At 73.0% G+C, this 16,618-nt stretch carries 15 protein-coding genes; 7 read left to right on the top strand and 8 right to left on the bottom strand.

Features of this window, described 5'->3' with window-relative positions; all coding sequences use genetic code 11:
- The first annotated feature begins 33 nt into the window (after positions 1-33).
- The 3 genes from B0I32_RS34175 (at position 34) to B0I32_RS34185 (ending at position 4,111) form a co-directional block, all read left to right on the top strand.
- Complete coding sequence (locus B0I32_RS34175; protein ID WP_106246828.1) at positions 34-1,602, top strand: long-chain-fatty-acid--CoA ligase; 1,569 nt, start codon at positions 34-36, stop codon at positions 1,600-1,602.
- A gap of 57 nt (positions 1,603-1,659) precedes the next feature.
- Complete coding sequence (locus B0I32_RS34180) at positions 1,660-3,081, top strand: amino acid permease (protein WP_106246829.1); 1,422 nt, start codon at positions 1,660-1,662, stop codon at positions 3,079-3,081.
- A gap of 106 nt (positions 3,082-3,187) precedes the next feature.
- Positions 3,188-4,111, top strand: coding sequence for a sigma-70 family RNA polymerase sigma factor (locus B0I32_RS34185; protein WP_106246831.1), 924 nt, complete (start codon positions 3,188-3,190; stop codon positions 4,109-4,111).
- A 137-nt stretch (positions 4,112-4,248) separates the two neighbouring features.
- On the opposite strand, the gene B0I32_RS34190 is transcribed toward B0I32_RS34185, so the two are convergent.
- Positions 4,249-4,827, bottom strand: coding sequence for a helix-turn-helix domain-containing protein (locus B0I32_RS34190; RefSeq protein ID WP_106246832.1), 579 nt, complete (start codon positions 4,825-4,827; stop codon positions 4,249-4,251).
- 108 nt (positions 4,828-4,935) lie between these two features.
- On the opposite strand from B0I32_RS34190, the gene B0I32_RS34195 reads away from it, so the two are divergent.
- Positions 4,936-6,504 (top strand): bifunctional NAD(P)/FAD-dependent oxidoreductase/class I SAM-dependent methyltransferase, encoded by a 1,569-nt coding sequence (locus tag B0I32_RS34195; protein WP_106246834.1) that lies wholly within the window; start codon positions 4,936-4,938, stop codon positions 6,502-6,504.
- A gap of 5 nt (positions 6,505-6,509) precedes the next feature.
- On the opposite strand, the gene manA is transcribed toward B0I32_RS34195, so the two are convergent.
- Positions 6,510-7,697, bottom strand: a complete 1,188-nt coding sequence (manA, locus tag B0I32_RS34200; protein ID WP_245956199.1) for a mannose-6-phosphate isomerase, class I — start codon at positions 7,695-7,697, stop codon at positions 6,510-6,512.
- Positions 7,698-7,844: 147 nt separating this feature from the next.
- Between manA and B0I32_RS61075 the strand changes: the two genes are divergently transcribed.
- Together B0I32_RS61075 and B0I32_RS34210 are read left to right on the top strand one after the other, a co-directional pair.
- Positions 7,845-8,462: a TetR/AcrR family transcriptional regulator gene (locus B0I32_RS61075; protein WP_106246835.1), complete on the top strand. Its 618-nt coding sequence runs from the start codon at positions 7,845-7,847 to the stop codon at positions 8,460-8,462.
- Complete coding sequence (locus tag B0I32_RS34210; RefSeq protein ID WP_106246837.1) at positions 8,459-9,358, top strand: ABC transporter ATP-binding protein; 900 nt, start codon at positions 8,459-8,461, stop codon at positions 9,356-9,358. The genes B0I32_RS61075 and B0I32_RS34210 overlap by 4 nt, the downstream gene beginning before the upstream one ends.
- 81 nt (positions 9,359-9,439) lie before the next feature.
- On the opposite strand, the gene B0I32_RS34215 is transcribed toward B0I32_RS34210, so the two are convergent.
- Genes B0I32_RS34215 through B0I32_RS34230 form a run of 4 tightly spaced genes read right to left on the bottom strand, consistent with a single transcriptional unit; the run spans position 9,440 to position 13,718 of the window.
- A complete protein-coding gene (locus tag B0I32_RS34215; protein ID WP_106246838.1) occupies positions 9,440-10,654 on the bottom strand; it encodes a cytochrome P450 family protein in 1,215 nt (404 codons plus the stop codon).
- Positions 10,655-10,660: 6 nt separating this feature from the next.
- A complete protein-coding gene (locus B0I32_RS34220) occupies positions 10,661-11,752 on the bottom strand; it encodes an NAD(P)/FAD-dependent oxidoreductase (protein ID WP_106246840.1) in 1,092 nt (363 codons plus the stop codon).
- Positions 11,749-12,693: a cucumopine synthase-related protein gene (locus B0I32_RS34225; protein WP_106246841.1), complete on the bottom strand. Its 945-nt coding sequence runs from the start codon at positions 12,691-12,693 to the stop codon at positions 11,749-11,751. Before B0I32_RS34225 ends, B0I32_RS34220 begins: the two co-directional genes overlap by 4 nt.
- A 53-nt stretch (positions 12,694-12,746) precedes the next feature.
- Positions 12,747-13,718, bottom strand: coding sequence for an HAD family hydrolase (locus tag B0I32_RS34230; RefSeq protein ID WP_106246843.1), 972 nt, complete (start codon positions 13,716-13,718; stop codon positions 12,747-12,749).
- A gap of 88 nt (positions 13,719-13,806) precedes the next feature.
- On the opposite strand from B0I32_RS34230, the gene B0I32_RS34235 reads away from it, so the two are divergent.
- Complete coding sequence (locus B0I32_RS34235) at positions 13,807-15,450, top strand: heparinase II/III family protein (RefSeq protein ID WP_181308070.1); 1,644 nt, start codon at positions 13,807-13,809, stop codon at positions 15,448-15,450.
- A gap of 12 nt (positions 15,451-15,462) precedes the next feature.
- Here the strand turns inward: B0I32_RS34235 and B0I32_RS34240 are convergent, their stop codons facing one another.
- Both B0I32_RS34240 and B0I32_RS34245 read right to left on the bottom strand, forming a co-directional pair.
- Complete coding sequence (locus tag B0I32_RS34240; protein ID WP_106246847.1) at positions 15,463-16,104, bottom strand: response regulator transcription factor; 642 nt, start codon at positions 16,102-16,104, stop codon at positions 15,463-15,465.
- Between the two features lie 101 nt (positions 16,105-16,205).
- The gene (locus tag B0I32_RS34245; protein ID WP_106246849.1) at positions 16,206-16,592 is read right to left on the bottom strand and encodes a hypothetical protein; all 387 of its coding nucleotides are present in this window, start codon (positions 16,590-16,592) and stop codon (positions 16,206-16,208) included.
- Positions 16,593-16,618 lie beyond the last annotated feature (26 nt).

The raw sequence follows: 16,618 nt of genomic DNA on the forward strand, positions 1-16,618 counted from the left end.
TGGCATGGAGGTGATGAAGGTGAGCAAGCGCACATGAGGAACGAACGACCCAGGCCGGCGCTCTCGTACGAACCCCTGACCCCCACGAGCTTCCTCCAGCGATCGGCCGCCGTGTTCGGCCCCAGGACGGCGGTCGTGGACGGCGAGCTGACGCTCACGTACGCCCGGCTGTGGGATCGGGCGCAGCGGCTGGCCGGCGCCCTGGCGGCGGCCGGAGTGCGGCCGGGGGACCGGGTCGCGGTGCTGGCCGCCAACGGCCACCAGCTGCTGGAGGCCACCTTCGGCGTCCCCGCCGCGGGCGCCGTCATGGTGCCGATGAACATCCGCCTGTCCGCCGCCGAACTGGCCTACATCCTCGGCCACGCCGAGGTGTCCGTGCTGCTGCACGACGACGCGTCCGCGGAGCTGGCCCGCGCGGCGGCCCGCGGAACGGCGGTGCTGCTGGTGCCGTCCGCCGAGTACGAGCAGCGCGTCGAAGCGGCCGACCCCCTCCTCGTTCCGGTCGAGGACGAACTGTCGCCCCTGTCGATCAACTACACCAGCGGCACCACGGGGCGCCCGAAGGGAGTCGTCTACCACCACCGGGGCGCCTACCTCCAGTCCCTGGCCATGGCCCTGCACACCAGGCTCGACGCCGGCAGCGGCTACCTGTGGACGCTGCCCATGTTCCACTGCCACGGCTGGTGCTTCCCATGGGCGGTGACGCTGGCCGGCGCCCGCCACATCTGCCTGCCCAAGGTCGAGCCGGGCGAGGCGTGGCGGCTGATCCGCGCCCACCGCGTCACCCACCTGTGCGGCGCCCCGACCGTCCTCACCTCGCTGCTCGCACATGACGACGCGCCCGCGGCCGAGCTCGACCCCCGCCTGCTGGCCTGCGTCGGCGGCGCGCCCCCGAGCCCCGCGCTGCTGCGCCGCGCCCTGCGCGCCGGGATCGACGTCATCCACCTGTACGGCCTGACCGAGACCTACGGCCCCGCCGTCATCTGCCAGCCGCAGCCCGAGTGGAGCGGCCTGGACGCCGAGGAGTCGGCCGCGCTGACCGCCCGCCAGGGCGTGGGCAACGTGATCGCCCAGCGTGTGCGGGTCGTCGGCGAGGACGGCTGCGACGTGCCGGCCGACGCCGCCACGATCGGCGAGATCGCGGTCCGCGGCAACGACGTCATGGTGGGCTACCACCGTGACCCGGAGGCCACGGAGCGGGCCGCGCCCGACGGGTGGTTCCGTACCGGAGACCTGGGGGTGGTCCACCCCGACGGCTACGTGCGCCTCGTCGACCGCGCCAAGGACGTGATCATCTCGGGCGGCGAGAACATCGCCTCCGTCGAGGTGGAGAACGCGCTGCTCAGCCATCCCGGCGTGGCGGAGGCCGCGGTCGTCGCGCGGCCGGACGAACACTGGGGCGAGGTGCCCGTCGCCTACGTCACCCTCGCACCCGGCGCTCAGGTCACCGAGGGCGAGCTCATCGAACACGTACGCACCCGCCTGGCCCGCTTCAAAGCCCCCAAGGCGGTCCGCTTCGGCGAGCTGCCGAAGACCTCCACCGGCAAGATCCAGAAGAACGTGCTCCGCCGGCAGGCCGCCTCACCTGCGGACATAGGTTAAGGAACACCCAGCGGGGAAGATCGCATCCACGGGGAGACGATCGGCAGTGGGGGCGTCATGGTCACTTCGCGCAGCATGTTCCGGCGCAAACCGGTCGACCGGATCGCCACCGAACACGAGGGAGAGCTGGAAAGGTCGCTCGGCCTGTGGCAGCTCACCGCCATCGGGGTCGGCGGCATCATCGGCGCGGGCATCTTCGCCCTGGCCGGCGCCGTCGCCAACGAGACCGCCGGGCCCGCCGTGCTGGTGTCGTTCCTCATCGCGGGCATCGCCAGCGCCGCCGCCGCGCTCTCCTACGCCGAGTTCGCCGGGCTCATCCCGAAGGCCGGCTCCGCCTACACCTACGGCTACGCCGTCCTCGGCGAGATCGTCGGCTGGTTCATCGGCTGGGACCTGCTGCTGGAGTACACCGCGATCGTCGCGGTCGTCGGCATCGGCATCTCCGGCTACTTCGGCTTCCTGCTCCAGCAACTCGGCCTCGGCCTGCCCGCGTGGATGCTCGGCGCGCCCGGCACCGGCGAGGGACACGTGGTCGACCTGTTCGCGGTGGTGCTCTGCCTGCTCATCGCCTTCCTGCTGAACCTCGGCATCCGCGCCGCCGCCCGGTTCGAGACCGTCGTGGTCGGGATCAAGGTCGCCGTCGTGCTGCTGGTCATCGTCGTCGGCTTCTTCCACATCAACACCGCCAACTACACGCCGTTCTTCCCGTTCGGGATCGGCGGGGCCATCACCGGCGCCGCCACCGTCTTCTTCGCCGTCTTCGGCTACGACGCGATGAGCACCGCCGCGGAGGAGTCACGCGACGCCACCCGCCACATGCCGAGGGCCATCATCTACTCGCTCATCATCGCCATGATCCTGTACGTGCTGGCCACCCTCGTCCTGACCGGCATGCAGAACTACCGGGAGATCGACCCGGAGAGCGGCTTCTCCACGGCCTTCGCCTCGGTCGGGCTCTCCGGCCTGGCCACCCTGATCGCGGTCGGGGCCATCATCGGCATCCTCACCGTCATGTTCACGTTCATGCTCGGCGTCACCCGCGTCTGGTTCTCGATGAGCAGGGACGGGCTGCTGCCCGCCTGGTTCGCCAAGCTGCATCCGGTACGGCGGGTGCCGACCCGGGTCACCTGGATCGTCGGGGCCGCCTCCGCGGTGATCGCCGGCTTCCTGCCGATCCGCGAGGCGGCCGAACTGACGAACATCGGCATCCTGCTGGCGTTCGTGGTCGTGTGCGTGGCCGTCATCGTCCTCCGCTACCGCCAGCCCGACCTGCCCCGCTCCTTCCGCACACCCTGGATGCCTGTGGTGCCGGCCGTCGGGGTCGTCTTCTCGATCTGGCTCATCACCTTCCTCGCCCCGGAGACCTGGCTCCGCTTCGGCGTCTGGTTCGTCATCGGCCTGATCATCTACTTCACCTACAGCCGCCGCCACTCGGCACTGAACGCCACCCCACCCGATTCCAGCGGCCCCACCCCCTGAGCACCCATCCTCCTCTTCCGCCGGTGGCCGCTGCCGCGGGCTCGTCACATCGGGGCGGTCGGGAACGTCAAAGCGGTGAAGGATCGCTATGACGAGGTAGGGCGCCATGAACGACGACGAATTCCTGGCCGGCCGGTTCGAGGAGCACCGGGGACACCTGAAGGCGGTGGCGTACCGGATGCTGGGGTCGCTCAGTGAGGCCGACGACGCCGTGCAGGAGGCGTGGTTGCGGCTCAGCCGAGCAGGTGCGGGAGATGTGGAGAACCTGGGCGGGTGGCTCACCACGGTCGTCGGGCGGGTGTGCCTCGACATGCTGCGCACCCGCACGTCGCGTCGTGAGGAGTCGCTTGAGTCGCGGCTGCCCGATCCGGTGGTGAGCCCGCCCGACGGCCTCGACCCCGAGCAGGCGGCCCTGGTCGCCGACTCCGTCGGGCTGGCGTTGCTGGTGGTGCTGGAGTCGCTCAGCCCGGCCGAGCGGCTGGCGTTCGTGCTGCACGACATGTTCGCGGTGCCGTTCGAGGAGATCGCGCCGCTCGTGGGGCGCTCGCCCGCCGCGGCCAGGCAGCTGGCCAGCCGGGCGCGGCGGCGGGTGCGCGGGTCGGCTCCCGTGCCCGACCCCGACATGGGCCGGCAGCGGGAGGTCGTCGAGGCGTTCGTGGCCGCCGCGCACCGGGGTGATCTGACCGCGCTGGTCGCCGTGCTCGACCCGGACGTGGTGCTGCGGGTCGACGCGGGCGCGCTGGCCGAGGCCGCGGGGCCGCGGGCCAAGGTGGGCGCGCTGGCCCAAGGCGGCTACGCGGAGCTGCGCGGCGCGGAGCAGGTGGCCGGGCAGGCGGTCACGTTCCGCCGCCATTCGCCGTCGTCGGCGCACCCGGCGCTGGTCAACGGCCAGGCTGGGCTGGTCAACACCATCGACGGCCGGCCGTCCGCGGTGATGAGCTTCACGATCGAGAACGGGCGCATCGTCGGGATCGACATCCTGGCCGACCCGGACCGCCTGGCCACCCTCGACCTGACCGTGACGAGGTGATGACCGACTGACCGTGACAGTCGGCTGACCGGTGCCGGGGTGACCGGTGCCGGGGTGACTGGTGCTGGGTTGACTGGTGGCGGGTCGATCGGCCGCGGGTCGTGTGGCGGACCAGGTGGCGGGCTTACTTGGCGGGGTTACTTGGCGGTGGGGCGGGCGCGGACGTGCATGCGTTCGCCCTGGGGGCCGAACAGGGCCAGGACCTCGCTGGGCTCCTCGTCCGGGTTGACGAACGCGTGTGGCGTCCGCGTGTCGAACTCCGCCACCTCTCCCGCTGCCAGCGTGACGTCATGCTGCCCGAGCAGCAACCGCAGCCGCCCCGACAGCACGTAGAGCCACTCGTAACCCTCGTGGACCTGCTGCTCGGGCTCGTAGCCGGGCCAGCGCGGGGGATAGATCTGCTTGTACGCCTGCATCCCGCCCGGCCGCCGGCTCAGCGGGATGTACGTCATCCCGTGGCGGTCGATCGGGGTCATGTGCACGCGCGGGTCGCCGGTGACCGGGGCGTCGATCAGTTCGTCGAGCTGGACGTGGTAGGCCCTGGCCAGCAGGAGCAGCAGCTCCAGGGTGGGTTTGCGGCCGCCCGACTCCAGCCGCGACAGGGTGCTGACCGAGATGCCGGTGCTCTTGGAGACCTGCGCCAGCGTCGTGTCCCGCTTCTGCCGCAGCGCCTTCAGCCGGGGACCGACCGCCCGCAGCACGTCGTCGAGTTCCATGCGCTCCAGATTGCCATTTCGGCAATGAAGTTTGTCAAGCGGGCCCCCACGGACGGAAAGTGGCCGGAGCGCAGACAGGCACAGCAGACGTTCGAGAGGAATCGGGTGATGGACGCTACATACGACGTGGTGGTGATCGGCGGCGGGGCCGCCGGGCTGAGCGGGGCGCTCACGCTGGGGCGGGCGCGACGCAGGGTGCTGGTGATCGACGCGGGCAGCCCGCGCAACGCCCCGGCCGCGGGCGTGCACACGTTCCTGGGGCACGAGGGCGTGCCGCCGCGTGAGCTGCTCGCCACCGGACGCGAAGAGGTCGCCGGGTACGGCGGCGAGGTGGTGACGGGCACGGTGGAGAAGGCGGAGCGGACCGGCGACGGGCGTTTCCGCGTCGTCCTCGACGACGGCTCCGCCGTCGAGGCGGGCCGGCTGCTGGTGACCACCGGCCTGGTGGACGAGCTGCCGCAGGTGGCCGGCCTGGCCGAACGGTGGGGCAAGGATGTGCTGCACTGCCCGTACTGCCACGGCTGGGAGGTGCGCGACCAGATCATCGGCGTCCTGAACACCGGACCGCTCGCCACGCACCAGGCCCTGCTGTGGCGGCAGCTGAGCCAGGACGTGACCCTCTACCTGCACACCGGCCCCGAGCCGGGGGAGGAGGCGCGCGAGCAGCTCGCCGCCAGGGGTGTCACGGTGGTCGAGGGCGAGGTGGCCGGGCTCGCGGTGAGCGGCGGACGGCTGAGCGGCGTACGGCTGGCGGCCGGCGGCGAGGTGCCCTGCCAGGCCCTGGCCGTCGCCTCGCGCATGACCGGCCGGACCGAGCTGCTGGAGGGGCTCGGGCTGGAGACGGCCGAGCAGGAGATGGGCGGGCACGTCCTCGGCGTGTACGTGCCCTCGGGGCCCATGGGGGAGACCGCGGTGCCCGGCGTGTGGGTGGCGGGCAACGTGACCAGCGTGATCGACCAGGTGGTCGCCGCCGCCGCCGCGGGTGTGCGCGCCGGGGCGGCCATCAACGCCGACCTGGTCGCGCAGGAGACCCGCGAGGCCGTCGCCGCCCGCCGTACCGAGGAACTGGAGCGGCACTGGGACGCCCGTTACACCGAGAGCGGCCAGATCTGGAGCGGCGAGCCCAACGCGGTGCTCGTCCGCGAGGTCTCCGACCTGCCGCCGGGCCGGGCGCTCGACCTGGGCAGCGGCGAGGGCGGGGACGCGATCTGGCTCGCCCGCCGCGGCTGGCGGGTCACCGCCGCCGACGTCTCGGGCGTCGCCCTGCGCCGCGCCGCCGAGCAGGCCGAACGGGCGGGCGTGGCGGACCGGATCGACTGGCGGCGGCACGACCTCGCCGTCTCCTTCCCCGAGGGCGTCTTCGACCTCGTCTCGGCCTGCTTCCTGCACTCCACGATGGAGATGCCGCGCGAGAAGATCCTGCGCAGGGCCGCCGCGGCGGTCGCGCCCGGAGGGGTGCTGCTGGTCGCCGGGCACGCGGGCTGGCCGTCCTGGCACCCCGACCCGATCCCCGGCGTGCACTTCCCGACGCCGCAGGAGGTGTTCGACTCGCTGGAGCCGGCCGAGGGCGAGTGGGAGGTGCTGCGCAGCGAGGAGCAGGAACGCCTCCAGAACGATCCGGAAGGGCAGCCGACCACCCGTACGGACAACCTGCTCCTGCTCCGGCGCCTGCACTAACGGATCTACACTGTAAAGGCCCCGGGCCGGGCGCCGTAGGCGGTGCCCTTGCCGGAGAGCCGCGTCGAAGCGGCGGCGGCCACGAAGGCGGACTCGCCCGGCCGCAGCGTCAGGTCGTCGCCGAGCCTGGCCCCGCCCTCCACGCAGAGCACGATCCGCGGCACGCCCCCGGCCAGCTCGTGGGTGCTCTCGCCGGCCAGTTCGTAGCGGGTCAGGGCGAACTCGGGGGCCGGGGGACGGTAGTCGTACGCGCCGGCGGGGTCGCGCTCGGGCTCGACCAGGAACGGCTCGGACGGGCCGAAGTCGACGACGCGCATCAGCTCGGGCACGTCCACGTGCTTGGAGGTCAGGCCGCAGCGCAGGACGTTGTCGGAGTTGGCCATGATCTCGACGCCGATGCCGCCGAGGTAGGCGTGCGGCACCCCGGCGCCGAGGTAGAGGGCCTGGCCGGGAAGCAGTTCGACGTGGTTGAGCAGGAGGGCGGCGGTGATGCCCGGGTCGCCGGGGTAGGCGCGGGCGATGTCGCCGTAGGCGGCCAGCTCGGGCTCGTCCGAGTCGAGCAGCGCCCGTTCGATCAGGTCGCGCAGGGGGCGCGCGGCGTCGCCGAGCATCTCGGCGAACACGGTGCGCACCGCCCGCGCGGGCTCGCCGCCGATGAGCGTGTCGATCCAGGGCCGCAGGCCGGGCACGCCCAGCCGGTCGAGCAGACCGGCGGCGGAGGCGGGCGCGCGGAAGCCGCACAGGCCGTGGAAGGGGGTGAGGGCGCAGACCATCTCCGGCTTGTGGGAGGCGTCCTTGTACGTACGGGCGAAGTCGCCGAGCGCGATCCCGCGCGCGTTCTCGTCGGCGAAACCGGCCGCGGCCTGCTCGCTCGTGGGATGGACCTGGAGGGAGAGCGGGCGTTCGATGGCCAGGACCTTGAGCAGGTAGGGCAGCTCGGCCCCGAACCGGGCGGCGGTGCGCTCGCCGAGCGTGCCGGCGGGATCACGGGCGATGAGGTCGCCGAGCGGGACGTCCCCGACGGTCGAGGGGGCGCCTGGATGGGCGCCCATCCAAAGTTCGGCCTGCGGTTTCCCGGTCGGCTCCGTGCCGAACAGGCGCGGCAGGGCGGTGACCGAGCCCCAGTCGTAGGGGCGGACGGTGGTGGCCAGGCGCATGGGCGCGCTGGCCGGTGGCAGGTCGGGCTGTGGCACGGCGTCGGCTCCAATCGTCGTACTGGAGCGTAGAACGGTAGCGCCGCGTACGCGCGGCCGGGGGCGCCCGTTCGACGCCTGCTATACGTAGGTATAGTCTGCTTTCCATACGAATAGCATGCTGTACATACGGACAGGAGGCGCGGAGTGACGACCGCACCGGACCCAGCGGACCTCACGGCGCGTGCCCGGATCAGGGACGCGGCGCTGCGCCACATCGGCGAGCACGGCTACGAGCGGGCCACCATCCGCGGCATCGCCGAGACCGCCGGCGTGTCACCGGGCCTGGTACGCCACCACTACGGCTCCAAGCAGGCGCTGCGTGAGGCGTGCGACGAGCACCTGACGAAGACCATGCACCGCCTGCACGAGCAGGCCGGACAGCGGCCGCCGGTCGGGTTCAACCCGGTCGCGGTCATGGGGCCCTACCGGCGCTACCTGGCGCGGGCGCTGTCGGAGGGCTGGGCGACCCCGTTCTTCGACGAGATGGTGCGGGTCGGCGAGCGGTGGCTGGCCGAGGCCGACCAGGACCGGCCCGAGCCCCCCGACGTCGACCCGCGCACCCGCGCGGCGGTGCTGGCCGCGATGGCGCTCGCCCCCACCGTGCTGTCGCAGCTGGTCGAGCGGGGCATGGGAGCCGCGATCGACAGCGCGGAAGGCCAGGACAAGCTGCTGCGGGCACTGCTCGACATCCACTCCCATTCCCTGCTCACCCCCGAGGAGGCGGCGCGTGCCAGGGCCGCGCTCGAAGGAGCTCCGTCATGACCGACGCCATCGCCGTCTCCGGCCTGCGCAAGACCTTCGGCACGACCACCGCCCTCGACGGGCTCGACCTCGCCGTACGCGCGGGGGAGGTGCACGGCTTCCTCGGGCCCAACGGCGCGGGCAAGAGCACCACGATCCGCATCCTGCTCGGGCTGCTCCGCGCCGACGGCGGTACCGCCCGGCTGCTGGGCGGCGACCCGTGGACGGAGGCGGCCGAGCTGCACCGGCGGCTGGCGTACGTGCCGGGCGACGTGACGCTGTGGCCGGGCCTGTCCGGCGGGGAGGCCATCGACCTGCTCGGCCGGTTGCGCGGCGGCCTCGACCGGCGGCGCAGGGCGGAGCTGCTGGAACGGTTCGACCTGGACCCGCGCAAGAAGGGCCGCGCCTACTCCAAGGGCAACCGGCAGAAGGTGGCGCTGGTCGCGGCGCTGGCCTCCGGCGCCGAGCTGCTCATCCTGGACGAGCCCACCTCGGGTCTCGACCCGCTGATGGAGGAGGTGTTCCGCGACTGCGTCAGGGAGGAGCGGCGGCGCGGCGACCGTACGGTGCTGCTGTCCAGCCACATCCTGGCGGAGGTCGAGGCGCTGTGCGACCGGGTGACGATCGTGCGCGACGGCCGGACGGTCGAGACGGGCACCCTGGACGGGCTGCGCCGGCTGGCCCGCACCTCGATCGAGGCGGAGCTGGCCGGCCCGCCCGACGGGCTGGCCGAGCTGCCGGGCGTCCATGACCTGAGTACTTCGGGCGGGCGGGTGCGGTTCACCGTGGTGGCCGCGGCGCTGGACCCGGCGCTGCGCCGGCTGACCCGGGCGGGCGTCCGCGGCCTGGTCAGCCGGCCTCCCACGCTGGAGGAGCTGTTCCTGCGCCACTACGACAGGACCGCCCGCACGGGTTGAGGACCGCCGCCCCGCGCGAGCGCGCGAGGAAGGCGGCCCTGTGCGGGCCCGTGCGGCCCTGTGCGGCCCCGTGCGGCCCGGTCAGCGGGCGCGCGGGCCCAGGATGACCGGCATCGTGCGGGTGCTGTTGCCCAGCAGCGTGTCCAGCGGCGGCAGCTCGTCCGGCAACGCGACCGGCTTCATCGCCGGGAACGCCCCGAACAACGCCCTGAGCGCGATCTCGCCCTCCAGCCTGGCCAGCGGCGCGCCGAGGCAGAAGTGCGGCCCGTGCCCGAAGGCCAGGTGCGTGACCTGCGGCCGGGTGATGTCGAAGACGTCCGCCTGCTCGTACTGGCCGGGATCGCGACCGGCGGAGGCGAAGCAGGCCAGCACCGGCTCGCCGCCGCGCAGCCGGACCCCGTCGATCTCGACGTCGCGCACGGCGTACCGCATGGGGAAGTAGGCGATGGGGGAGTCCCACCGCAGCGTCTCCTCCACGGCCGCGCTGTAGGGGCAGCGCCCCGAACGCAGCAGCTCCAGCTGGTCCGGCTCGCTGAGCAGGACGCGGATGGCGTTGGTGATCAGGTTGACGGTCGTGACGTGACCGGCGATGAACAGCAGCTCGATCGTGGCGAACAGCTCGTCCTCCGACAGCCGCCCGCCGTCCTTCTCGTGCAGCTCGAACAGGTCGGTGATGAGGTCCTCGCCGGGCGTGCCGCGGCGCTCCTCGATGATCTCGTCGAGCAGCTCGCGCAGCTCCCTGCGCAGGGCGGGCGAATCCTCCAGGCCGCCGACCTGGGCGATGGCGTCGCTGAGCCGGTGCAGATCGTCCTGGTGGGCGGCCGGGATGCCGATCAGCTCGGAGATGACCTCGCGCGGCAGCGGATAGGCGAACTCCAGCCGCAGGTCCACCGGCGCGTCCGCGGGCAGCTCTGCCAGCCGGTCGATCAGCCTGGCGGTGAGCTCCTCGATGCGCGGGCGCAGCCCGTTCAGCCGCCGCTGCGAGAAGGCGGCGGTCAGCGGCATGCGCAGCCGGCGGTGGCGCTCGCCCTCGGCGTTGAGCATGGACGTGTCGGTGACGATGCGGTCGATGGCCGTGCCCGGCGGCAGCGTGTGCCGGTCCGCCCAGTGGTGCAGCTCCCTGGACATGTCCGGATGGGTCAGCACGGTCATCAGCGTGGCGTAGTCGGTGGCGGCCCAGGCCCGCACGCCCTCCGCGGTCACGGGGACGAGCGGGCCCGCCTCACGCAGCCGCTCGTTGTCTCCGTGCAGGTCGGCGGTGGCCGGGTCGAGGATGAAGCGGCTGTCGTCGGTCATCTGAGGTCATCCCGTCCTTCGCGCGCTGACCGCCAGCGCGGCCACGTCCATGCCGGGGTCCTGGTCGAGGTAGAGGTCGCGGACGAGCTCGCCGGCGGCCGGCGCGTTGCACAGGCCGTGGCCGGAGAAGCCGGTCGCGTACAGGAAGGCCGGCGGGCCCGGCCGGTGCCCGATGAAGGCGGTCTTGTCCGGGCTGGCGTCGCGCAGCCCCGTGACGGCGGTGTGCAGCGCGAGCCCGGCCAGGCTCGGATACGTCTCCGCCAGCCGTTCCGCCACCTCGCGCCGCCACGACTCGCGGTCGGCGCCCGGATAGCCCATGCCGATGAGCAGCCGGTCGCCGCGCAGCCGCACCAGCAGGCCGGTGGCGGCGTGCAGGGTGACCGGGATGTCCGGCGTGGCGGGCGGGAGCGGGTCGGTGGTGAGCAGCTCCTGCTCGATCGGGTCGGTGAGCGGCATGTCCACCCCGGCGCACCGGACCAGCGAGGCCGACCAGGCGCCGGCCGCGCACACGATGGCGTCGGCGGAGATCTCCCCGTCGGCGGTCTGGATGCGGCCGGCCTCGGCGTCGATGGCGGTGACCGCGCAGCCGGTGCGCAGCGCCGCCCCGGCCTGCTCGGCGGCGCGGGCGTAGGCCGTGACGATGGCCGTGGTGTCGGAGATGTAGGCGTCGGGCGAGTACGCCGCCGCGACCAGCGGCACGTCGCCGATGAGCGGGTTGCGTTCCCTGGCCTCCTCGACGCCGATCAGGCCGACGTCGACCCCGGCCGCCCGCTGGGCGGGCAGGTCGGCCTCGAACGCGGCGACCTGCTCGGGCTCGGAGAACAGCACCAGGTAGCCGACCCGCCGCAGCGGCAGCTCGGTGCCCGGCCTGCTGGGAAAGGCCCGGTAGGCGTCGAGGCTGCGCACGGCCAGCGCCGAGCTGACCGGGTTGCCGGCGAAGTAGGAGCGCACCACGTCGGCGGTGGCCCGGGACGCGCCGGAGCCGAGCGTGCCCCGCTCCAGCAGTGTCACGTCGACCCCGGCCTCGGCCAGGTGGAAGGCGATCGACAGCCCGATCACGCCGCCGCCGATCACCACCACGCGCGAGTCGCGGCTCATGCGGGAGCCTGCAGTCTGCGCAGGTTCTCACCGGCCTGCCACGGGAACAGGTGCAGGTTCCACCCGCCCAGGCAGTTGCAGTAGAGGGCCATGTGGGCCATCACCGCGACGAAGTCCTCGTGGCTGTCCAGCCGCTCCAGCCCCGCCAGCAGCCGCTGGGTGAAGTCCCACAGCCGGTCCAGCCCGCAGTAGCCGAGGAACTCGGCCGGGGTGTGGGCCAGCTGCCGGGTCATCTGGCGCAGCCACGGCATCGGCATGCCGTCCAGGGCGGCGCGGACGAGCCCGCCGTAGCAGCTGTAGCCGAGCGGCCGGGTCTCGCCGTTGACGAACAGCAGCGTGGTCAGCACCGTCTCGTAGCTGCCCGCGCCCGAGGGGATGCGGCCCTCGTGCAGGTCGAGCAACTCCTGCGGCGGCTCCAGCCAGATGCGCTGGGTCTCGGCGTGCACCTCGGTGACGAGCCGGTTGAGCTCCGGGTCGCCGATGGGCAGGCGGGGCAGCTCGTGGCCGCCGCTCTGGCCGGCCCGGCGGACCTCGGCGATGACCGGCTCCTTGGTGGTGTAGACCGAGCGCCACACCTCGCGGCCGGCCTCGGCGAGGGCGTCGAGGTCGTCCTCGGCGACCAGGCCGACCGGGGTGGCGTTCATGGGCTCGGTCAGCTCGCCGTACTTGATGCCGAGGTGCTGCAGCCGCGAGCAGAACAGCGTGCCGTCGGGCACCGTACGCCGGTCCACCCGGTATTCGGCGTCGGTGTGCAGCAGCGAGTGCACCGGGGCCAGGTGGTACAGGTGGTACCCGGCGACCAGGGCGTGTCCTTGCAGACTGCGGTAGGGCAGCGCGTCCCACAGGCACTGGGCCAGGGCGGGGTTGCGCTGGTCGAGTTCGGCGGCCACGGTGATGCCGAGGCTCGGCCACGATATCTCTACTTGCTTAGAGTTGTTCACAATAAGTCACTCTAACGACACGTATCGTGACGATAGAGGTGGGGTGGCCCTGTTTACCGGGACATGACCTGGTCGGGGGCCACGCCGGGAGCGCCCCAGATCGACTCCGGATCCACGTACGGGCGGATCAGCTCGGTCAGCACAGGATCGCCGCGGCCGTGCAGCTCGTCGGTGGCGACCTTGCGGACCACGCCCGCCATCACGTCGGCGACCTGCACCCGCTGGTCCAGCTCCGAGTCGACCAGGTGCAGCCCGGCCATCCGGCCGCCGGCGATCTCGCGCATCTGCGCGACGCGCTCGTCGGTCAGCGTGGTCTGCTGGTCGTGGACGACCATGACGGGGCGGCCATCCGCGCCCCAGTACGTCACCGCGCGGACGATCGCCGGGATGAGCGGGTCGAGCGCGGGGAACACGTAGGGGTCGTCGAGCAGCCGTTCCCTGAACGCCTCGACCCGGTCCCGCGACCGCCACAGCGACTCCATGATCGCCTCCGCCGCGCCGCCGGCCCCGCGCAGCTCGTCCACCAGCCCGAACGTCTCCTCGACCGACGTGACGACCCCCTGGCCGTTCTTGGCCCGCAGCAGGTAGTTGAAGGAGTCGAGGAAGGCCGCCCACCGCTCGGCGCCGAACGCCCGCGGGCCCTCCCGGTAGAGGGTCACGGCGGTGGCCGCGGCCGCCGGGTCGAGGCCGAGGCGCGGCGCGTGGTCGTCCTGGAGCAGCCCGGCGACCTTGCCCACCAGGTAGAAGGTCTTGTCGGTGAGGAACACGCGCACGTTGCCGAGCACCGGCCCGCTCGGGCTGAGCAGCCACAGCAGCCCCGCCCGGTGCTTGTCGCGCAGCACGTGGCCCGCGGAGTACTGGGTGGCGGGGGTCGGCGCCCGCACGCGCAGCTCCGCGACGCACGCCGCCGCCGTCTCGGCGTCCATCAGCACGCTGGCGTGCGCGAACGTGTCGGTGTTGCCGCCGATGAGCTTCTCGCCCTCCGCGCCGGACTCGTCACACGCGATCTCGAGGGGTTCGTGCACACCAGCGAATCTATCCGGGGCCGCGGCCGGTCGCGAGACAATTTCTCCTGGTACGACCGCGCCGCGAGGCCAGGAAACGGAAGGACGCATGATCGCCACCCCCATCCCCCAGCAGGCCGGCCTCGGGCGGCTGGTCCGTGAGATCCGCGCGGAGGCCGACCGGGCCCGCGCCACCCCGGCCCCCGAGCTCACCTTCACCCTCTGGCGCCGCTTCGCCGACACCGGCGACCGGCTGGCCTACGAGCGCGCCTACTTCGAACGCCGACGGCGCCTGGCCGCCCTCGTCCTGGCCGCGCACCTCGACGGCCGGCCCGATCCGGCCCTGGACGACCTGCTGTGGTCGGTGTGCGACGAGCGCACCTGGGTCCTGCCGGCCCACGAGTCCCAGGACCGCCCGGGGGAGGCGTTCGTGGACCTGTTCGCCGCCGAGACCGGTCACACCCTGGCCGAGGCCGCCGTCCTGCTCGACGGCCTGGCCGACCCGCGCGTCCTGGCCCGCGTCCGGGAGGAGGTGGACCGCAGGGTGCTGCGTCCCCTGTACGCCGATCCGGCCCCGATGTGGTGGGAGAGCGCGCGGCACAACTGGCCGGCCGTGTGCGCCGGCGCCGCCGGGATGGCCGCGCTCGCCCTCGGCTCTCCGCACCTGCCCGCGCTGCTGCCCCGGCTGCGCGGGGCCATGGAGGCGTTCCTGTCGGGCGCGGGCCGGGACGGGGCCTGCCTGGAGGGGCCGGACTACTGGACCTACGGGTTCGGCTACTTCACCTACTTCGCCGAGGCGCTGTGCGAGCACACCGGCGAGAATCTGCTGGACGATCCGCACGTACGGGAGATGGCCGCCTACCCGGCCAGGATCGACCTCGGCGACGGCGCCAGGCCCGCCTTCGCCGACGCGCACGGCGAGGGCGGCTACCCTTTGGGGCTGCTGTGCCGCCTGTCCGGCCGTCTCGGCGTGCCGCTGCCGGTCCGCACCGGTGAGCCGTCCTTCCACGACGACCCCTGCTACCGGTGGGCCCACCTGAGCCGCACGCTGTGGTGGTCGCAGGACGTCCCCGAGACGGATCCTGAGCCGCACTCGTACCTGCCGGACGCCGCGATCGTGGTGGCCAGGTCGGACGGCACCGCCTTCGCCGCCAAGGGCGGGCACAACGACGAGCCGCACAACCACCTCGACCTCGGCCACTTCGTGCTGCGCGGGCACGGGCGGACGCTGCTCGACGACCTCGGCGCGCCCGAGTACACCCGCGACTACTTCCGCGAGGGCCGCTACCAGGTGCCCCACGCCTCGGCGGAATGGCACTCCGTCCCGCTGATCGACGGCGCCGGCCAGCAGCCGGGGCCGGGCCGCCGGGCCGTGGTCGTCGCGCACGCCGCCGGCGACGGCGCGCTGACCTTCGCGCTCGACCTCACCGCCGCCTACGACGCCCCCGCGCTCGACCGGCTCGTCCGCACGTTCCGCTGGCGGGCCGGCCGGCTGGAGCTGGAGGACGACTTCACGCTCGGCAGCGGGGAGGCGCTGGTGGAGGAGCTGTTCGTCTCCCGCGTACGCCCGTCCGTGGAGCCGGGGCGGGTGACGTGGGGGCCGCTCGCGCTCGCGGTCCCGCCCGGATGGCGGGCCCAGACCGAGGAACGGGACGTACGCGGCCATCGCGGCGAGATCGAGACGATCCACCGCGTGCGCCTGACCGCCCGCGTCCCCTCCGGCGCGCACCGCTTCGTCTTCACCGTGGAGTGAGCGGGGTGGCCTTCAGTCGCCGCGTCCCGCGCGCAGCCGGGCGGAGAGCGCGGCGGCCTGCGTGCGGCGCTGCATGCTGAGCTTGGCCAGCAGGTTGGAGACGTAGTTCTTGACCGTCTTCTCGGCCAGGAACATGCGCTCGCCGATCTGCCGGTTGGTCAGCCCCTCGCCGATGAGGTCGAGGATGTGGCGCTCCTGCTCGGTCAGCGCCGCGAGCGGGTCCTTCCTGGCGGCCTGGTCGCGCAGGCGGTGCAGCATGGCGGCGGTGGTCTGGGGGTCGAGCAGCGACTGACCGGAGGCGACCGTACGGACCGCGCCGACGAGGTCGGAGCCGTGGATCTGCTTGAGGACGTAGCCGGCGGCCCCGGCCATCACGGCGTCGAACAGGGCGTCGTCGTCGGCGAAGGAGGTCAGCATCAGGCAGGCCAGCCCGGGCACCCGGGAGCGCACCTCGCGGCAGACGTCCACGCCGTTGCCGTCGGGCAGCCGTACGTCCAGGACCGCCACGTCCGGCGCGAGCGCCGGGATGCGGGCGATGGCGGACTCGGCCGTGCCGGCCTCGCCGATCACCTCGATGTCGTCCTCTGACTCCAGCAACGCCGCCACCCCGCGCCGGACGACCTCGTGATCGTCCAGCAGGAACACCCGAATCATGCTCCCGACGCTACAGCGGGCGCGGCCGCGATCGTAGGGACGAAAGTCCCGGGAAACCGGCGAGGGCCCGCCACGATGGTGGCGGGCCCCGGAAAGATCCGTCAGGAGACGGTCAGGACGAACGAGGCGTCGCTCGGATGACCCTCGGTGTCGAGGCTGCGGACGGAGACGCCGTGCAGGCCCGCGTGGCACCACGGGGACTTCACGGTCACGCTCAGCCAGCGCGGGTCGCCCCACAGGCCCACCGGCGTGGCGTGCACCGCCACCGGGCCCTCCAGGTCGACCTCGTGGCCGAGGATGACGCAGTAGAGCCCCTCGCGCACCTGCCAGGCGTGCACGACGTTCTTGCTGTCACCCACCGGCGAGCCGTCCCGGCCGATCACGATCGACGCCTGGGCGTACGGCGTGTCGGCCAGCGCGGGAGCGACCGGGGCCAGGACCGCGGCGGCGGTGAGCGCCGCCGCGGCCAGGCGTTTGATGGTGTTCATGTCTGTGTGCCTTTCTGTCCCGGGAC

The sequence above is a fragment of the Nonomuraea fuscirosea genome (assembly GCF_003001935.1).
Lineage (GTDB): Bacteria > Actinomycetota > Actinomycetes > Streptosporangiales > Streptosporangiaceae > Nonomuraea > Nonomuraea fuscirosea.

Excerpts from the sequence above, each read along its gene's own strand:
- B0I32_RS34175 (WP_106246828.1), top strand. The coding sequence starts at position 34 with ATGAGGAACGAACGACCCAGGCCGGCGCTCTCGTACGAACCCCTGACC.
- B0I32_RS34180 (WP_106246829.1), top strand. The coding sequence starts at position 1,660 with ATGGTCACTTCGCGCAGCATGTTCCGGCGCAAACCGGTCGACCGGATC.
- B0I32_RS34185 (WP_106246831.1), top strand. The coding sequence starts at position 3,188 with ATGAACGACGACGAATTCCTGGCCGGCCGGTTCGAGGAGCACCGGGGA.
- B0I32_RS34190 (WP_106246832.1), bottom strand. The coding sequence starts at position 4,827 with ATGGAACTCGACGACGTGCTGCGGGCGGTCGGTCCCCGGCTGAAGGCG.
- B0I32_RS34195 (WP_106246834.1), top strand. The coding sequence starts at position 4,936 with ATGGACGCTACATACGACGTGGTGGTGATCGGCGGCGGGGCCGCCGGG.
- B0I32_RS34210 (WP_106246837.1), top strand. The coding sequence starts at position 8,459 with ATGACCGACGCCATCGCCGTCTCCGGCCTGCGCAAGACCTTCGGCACG.
- B0I32_RS34215 (WP_106246838.1), bottom strand. The coding sequence starts at position 10,654 with ATGACCGACGACAGCCGCTTCATCCTCGACCCGGCCACCGCCGACCTG.
- B0I32_RS34220 (WP_106246840.1), bottom strand. The coding sequence starts at position 11,752 with ATGAGCCGCGACTCGCGCGTGGTGGTGATCGGCGGCGGCGTGATCGGG.
- B0I32_RS34235 (WP_181308070.1), top strand. The coding sequence starts at position 13,807 with ATGATCGCCACCCCCATCCCCCAGCAGGCCGGCCTCGGGCGGCTGGTC.
- B0I32_RS34240 (WP_106246847.1), bottom strand. The coding sequence starts at position 16,104 with ATGATTCGGGTGTTCCTGCTGGACGATCACGAGGTCGTCCGGCGCGGG.
- B0I32_RS34245 (WP_106246849.1), bottom strand. The coding sequence starts at position 16,592 with ATGAACACCATCAAACGCCTGGCCGCGGCGGCGCTCACCGCCGCCGCG.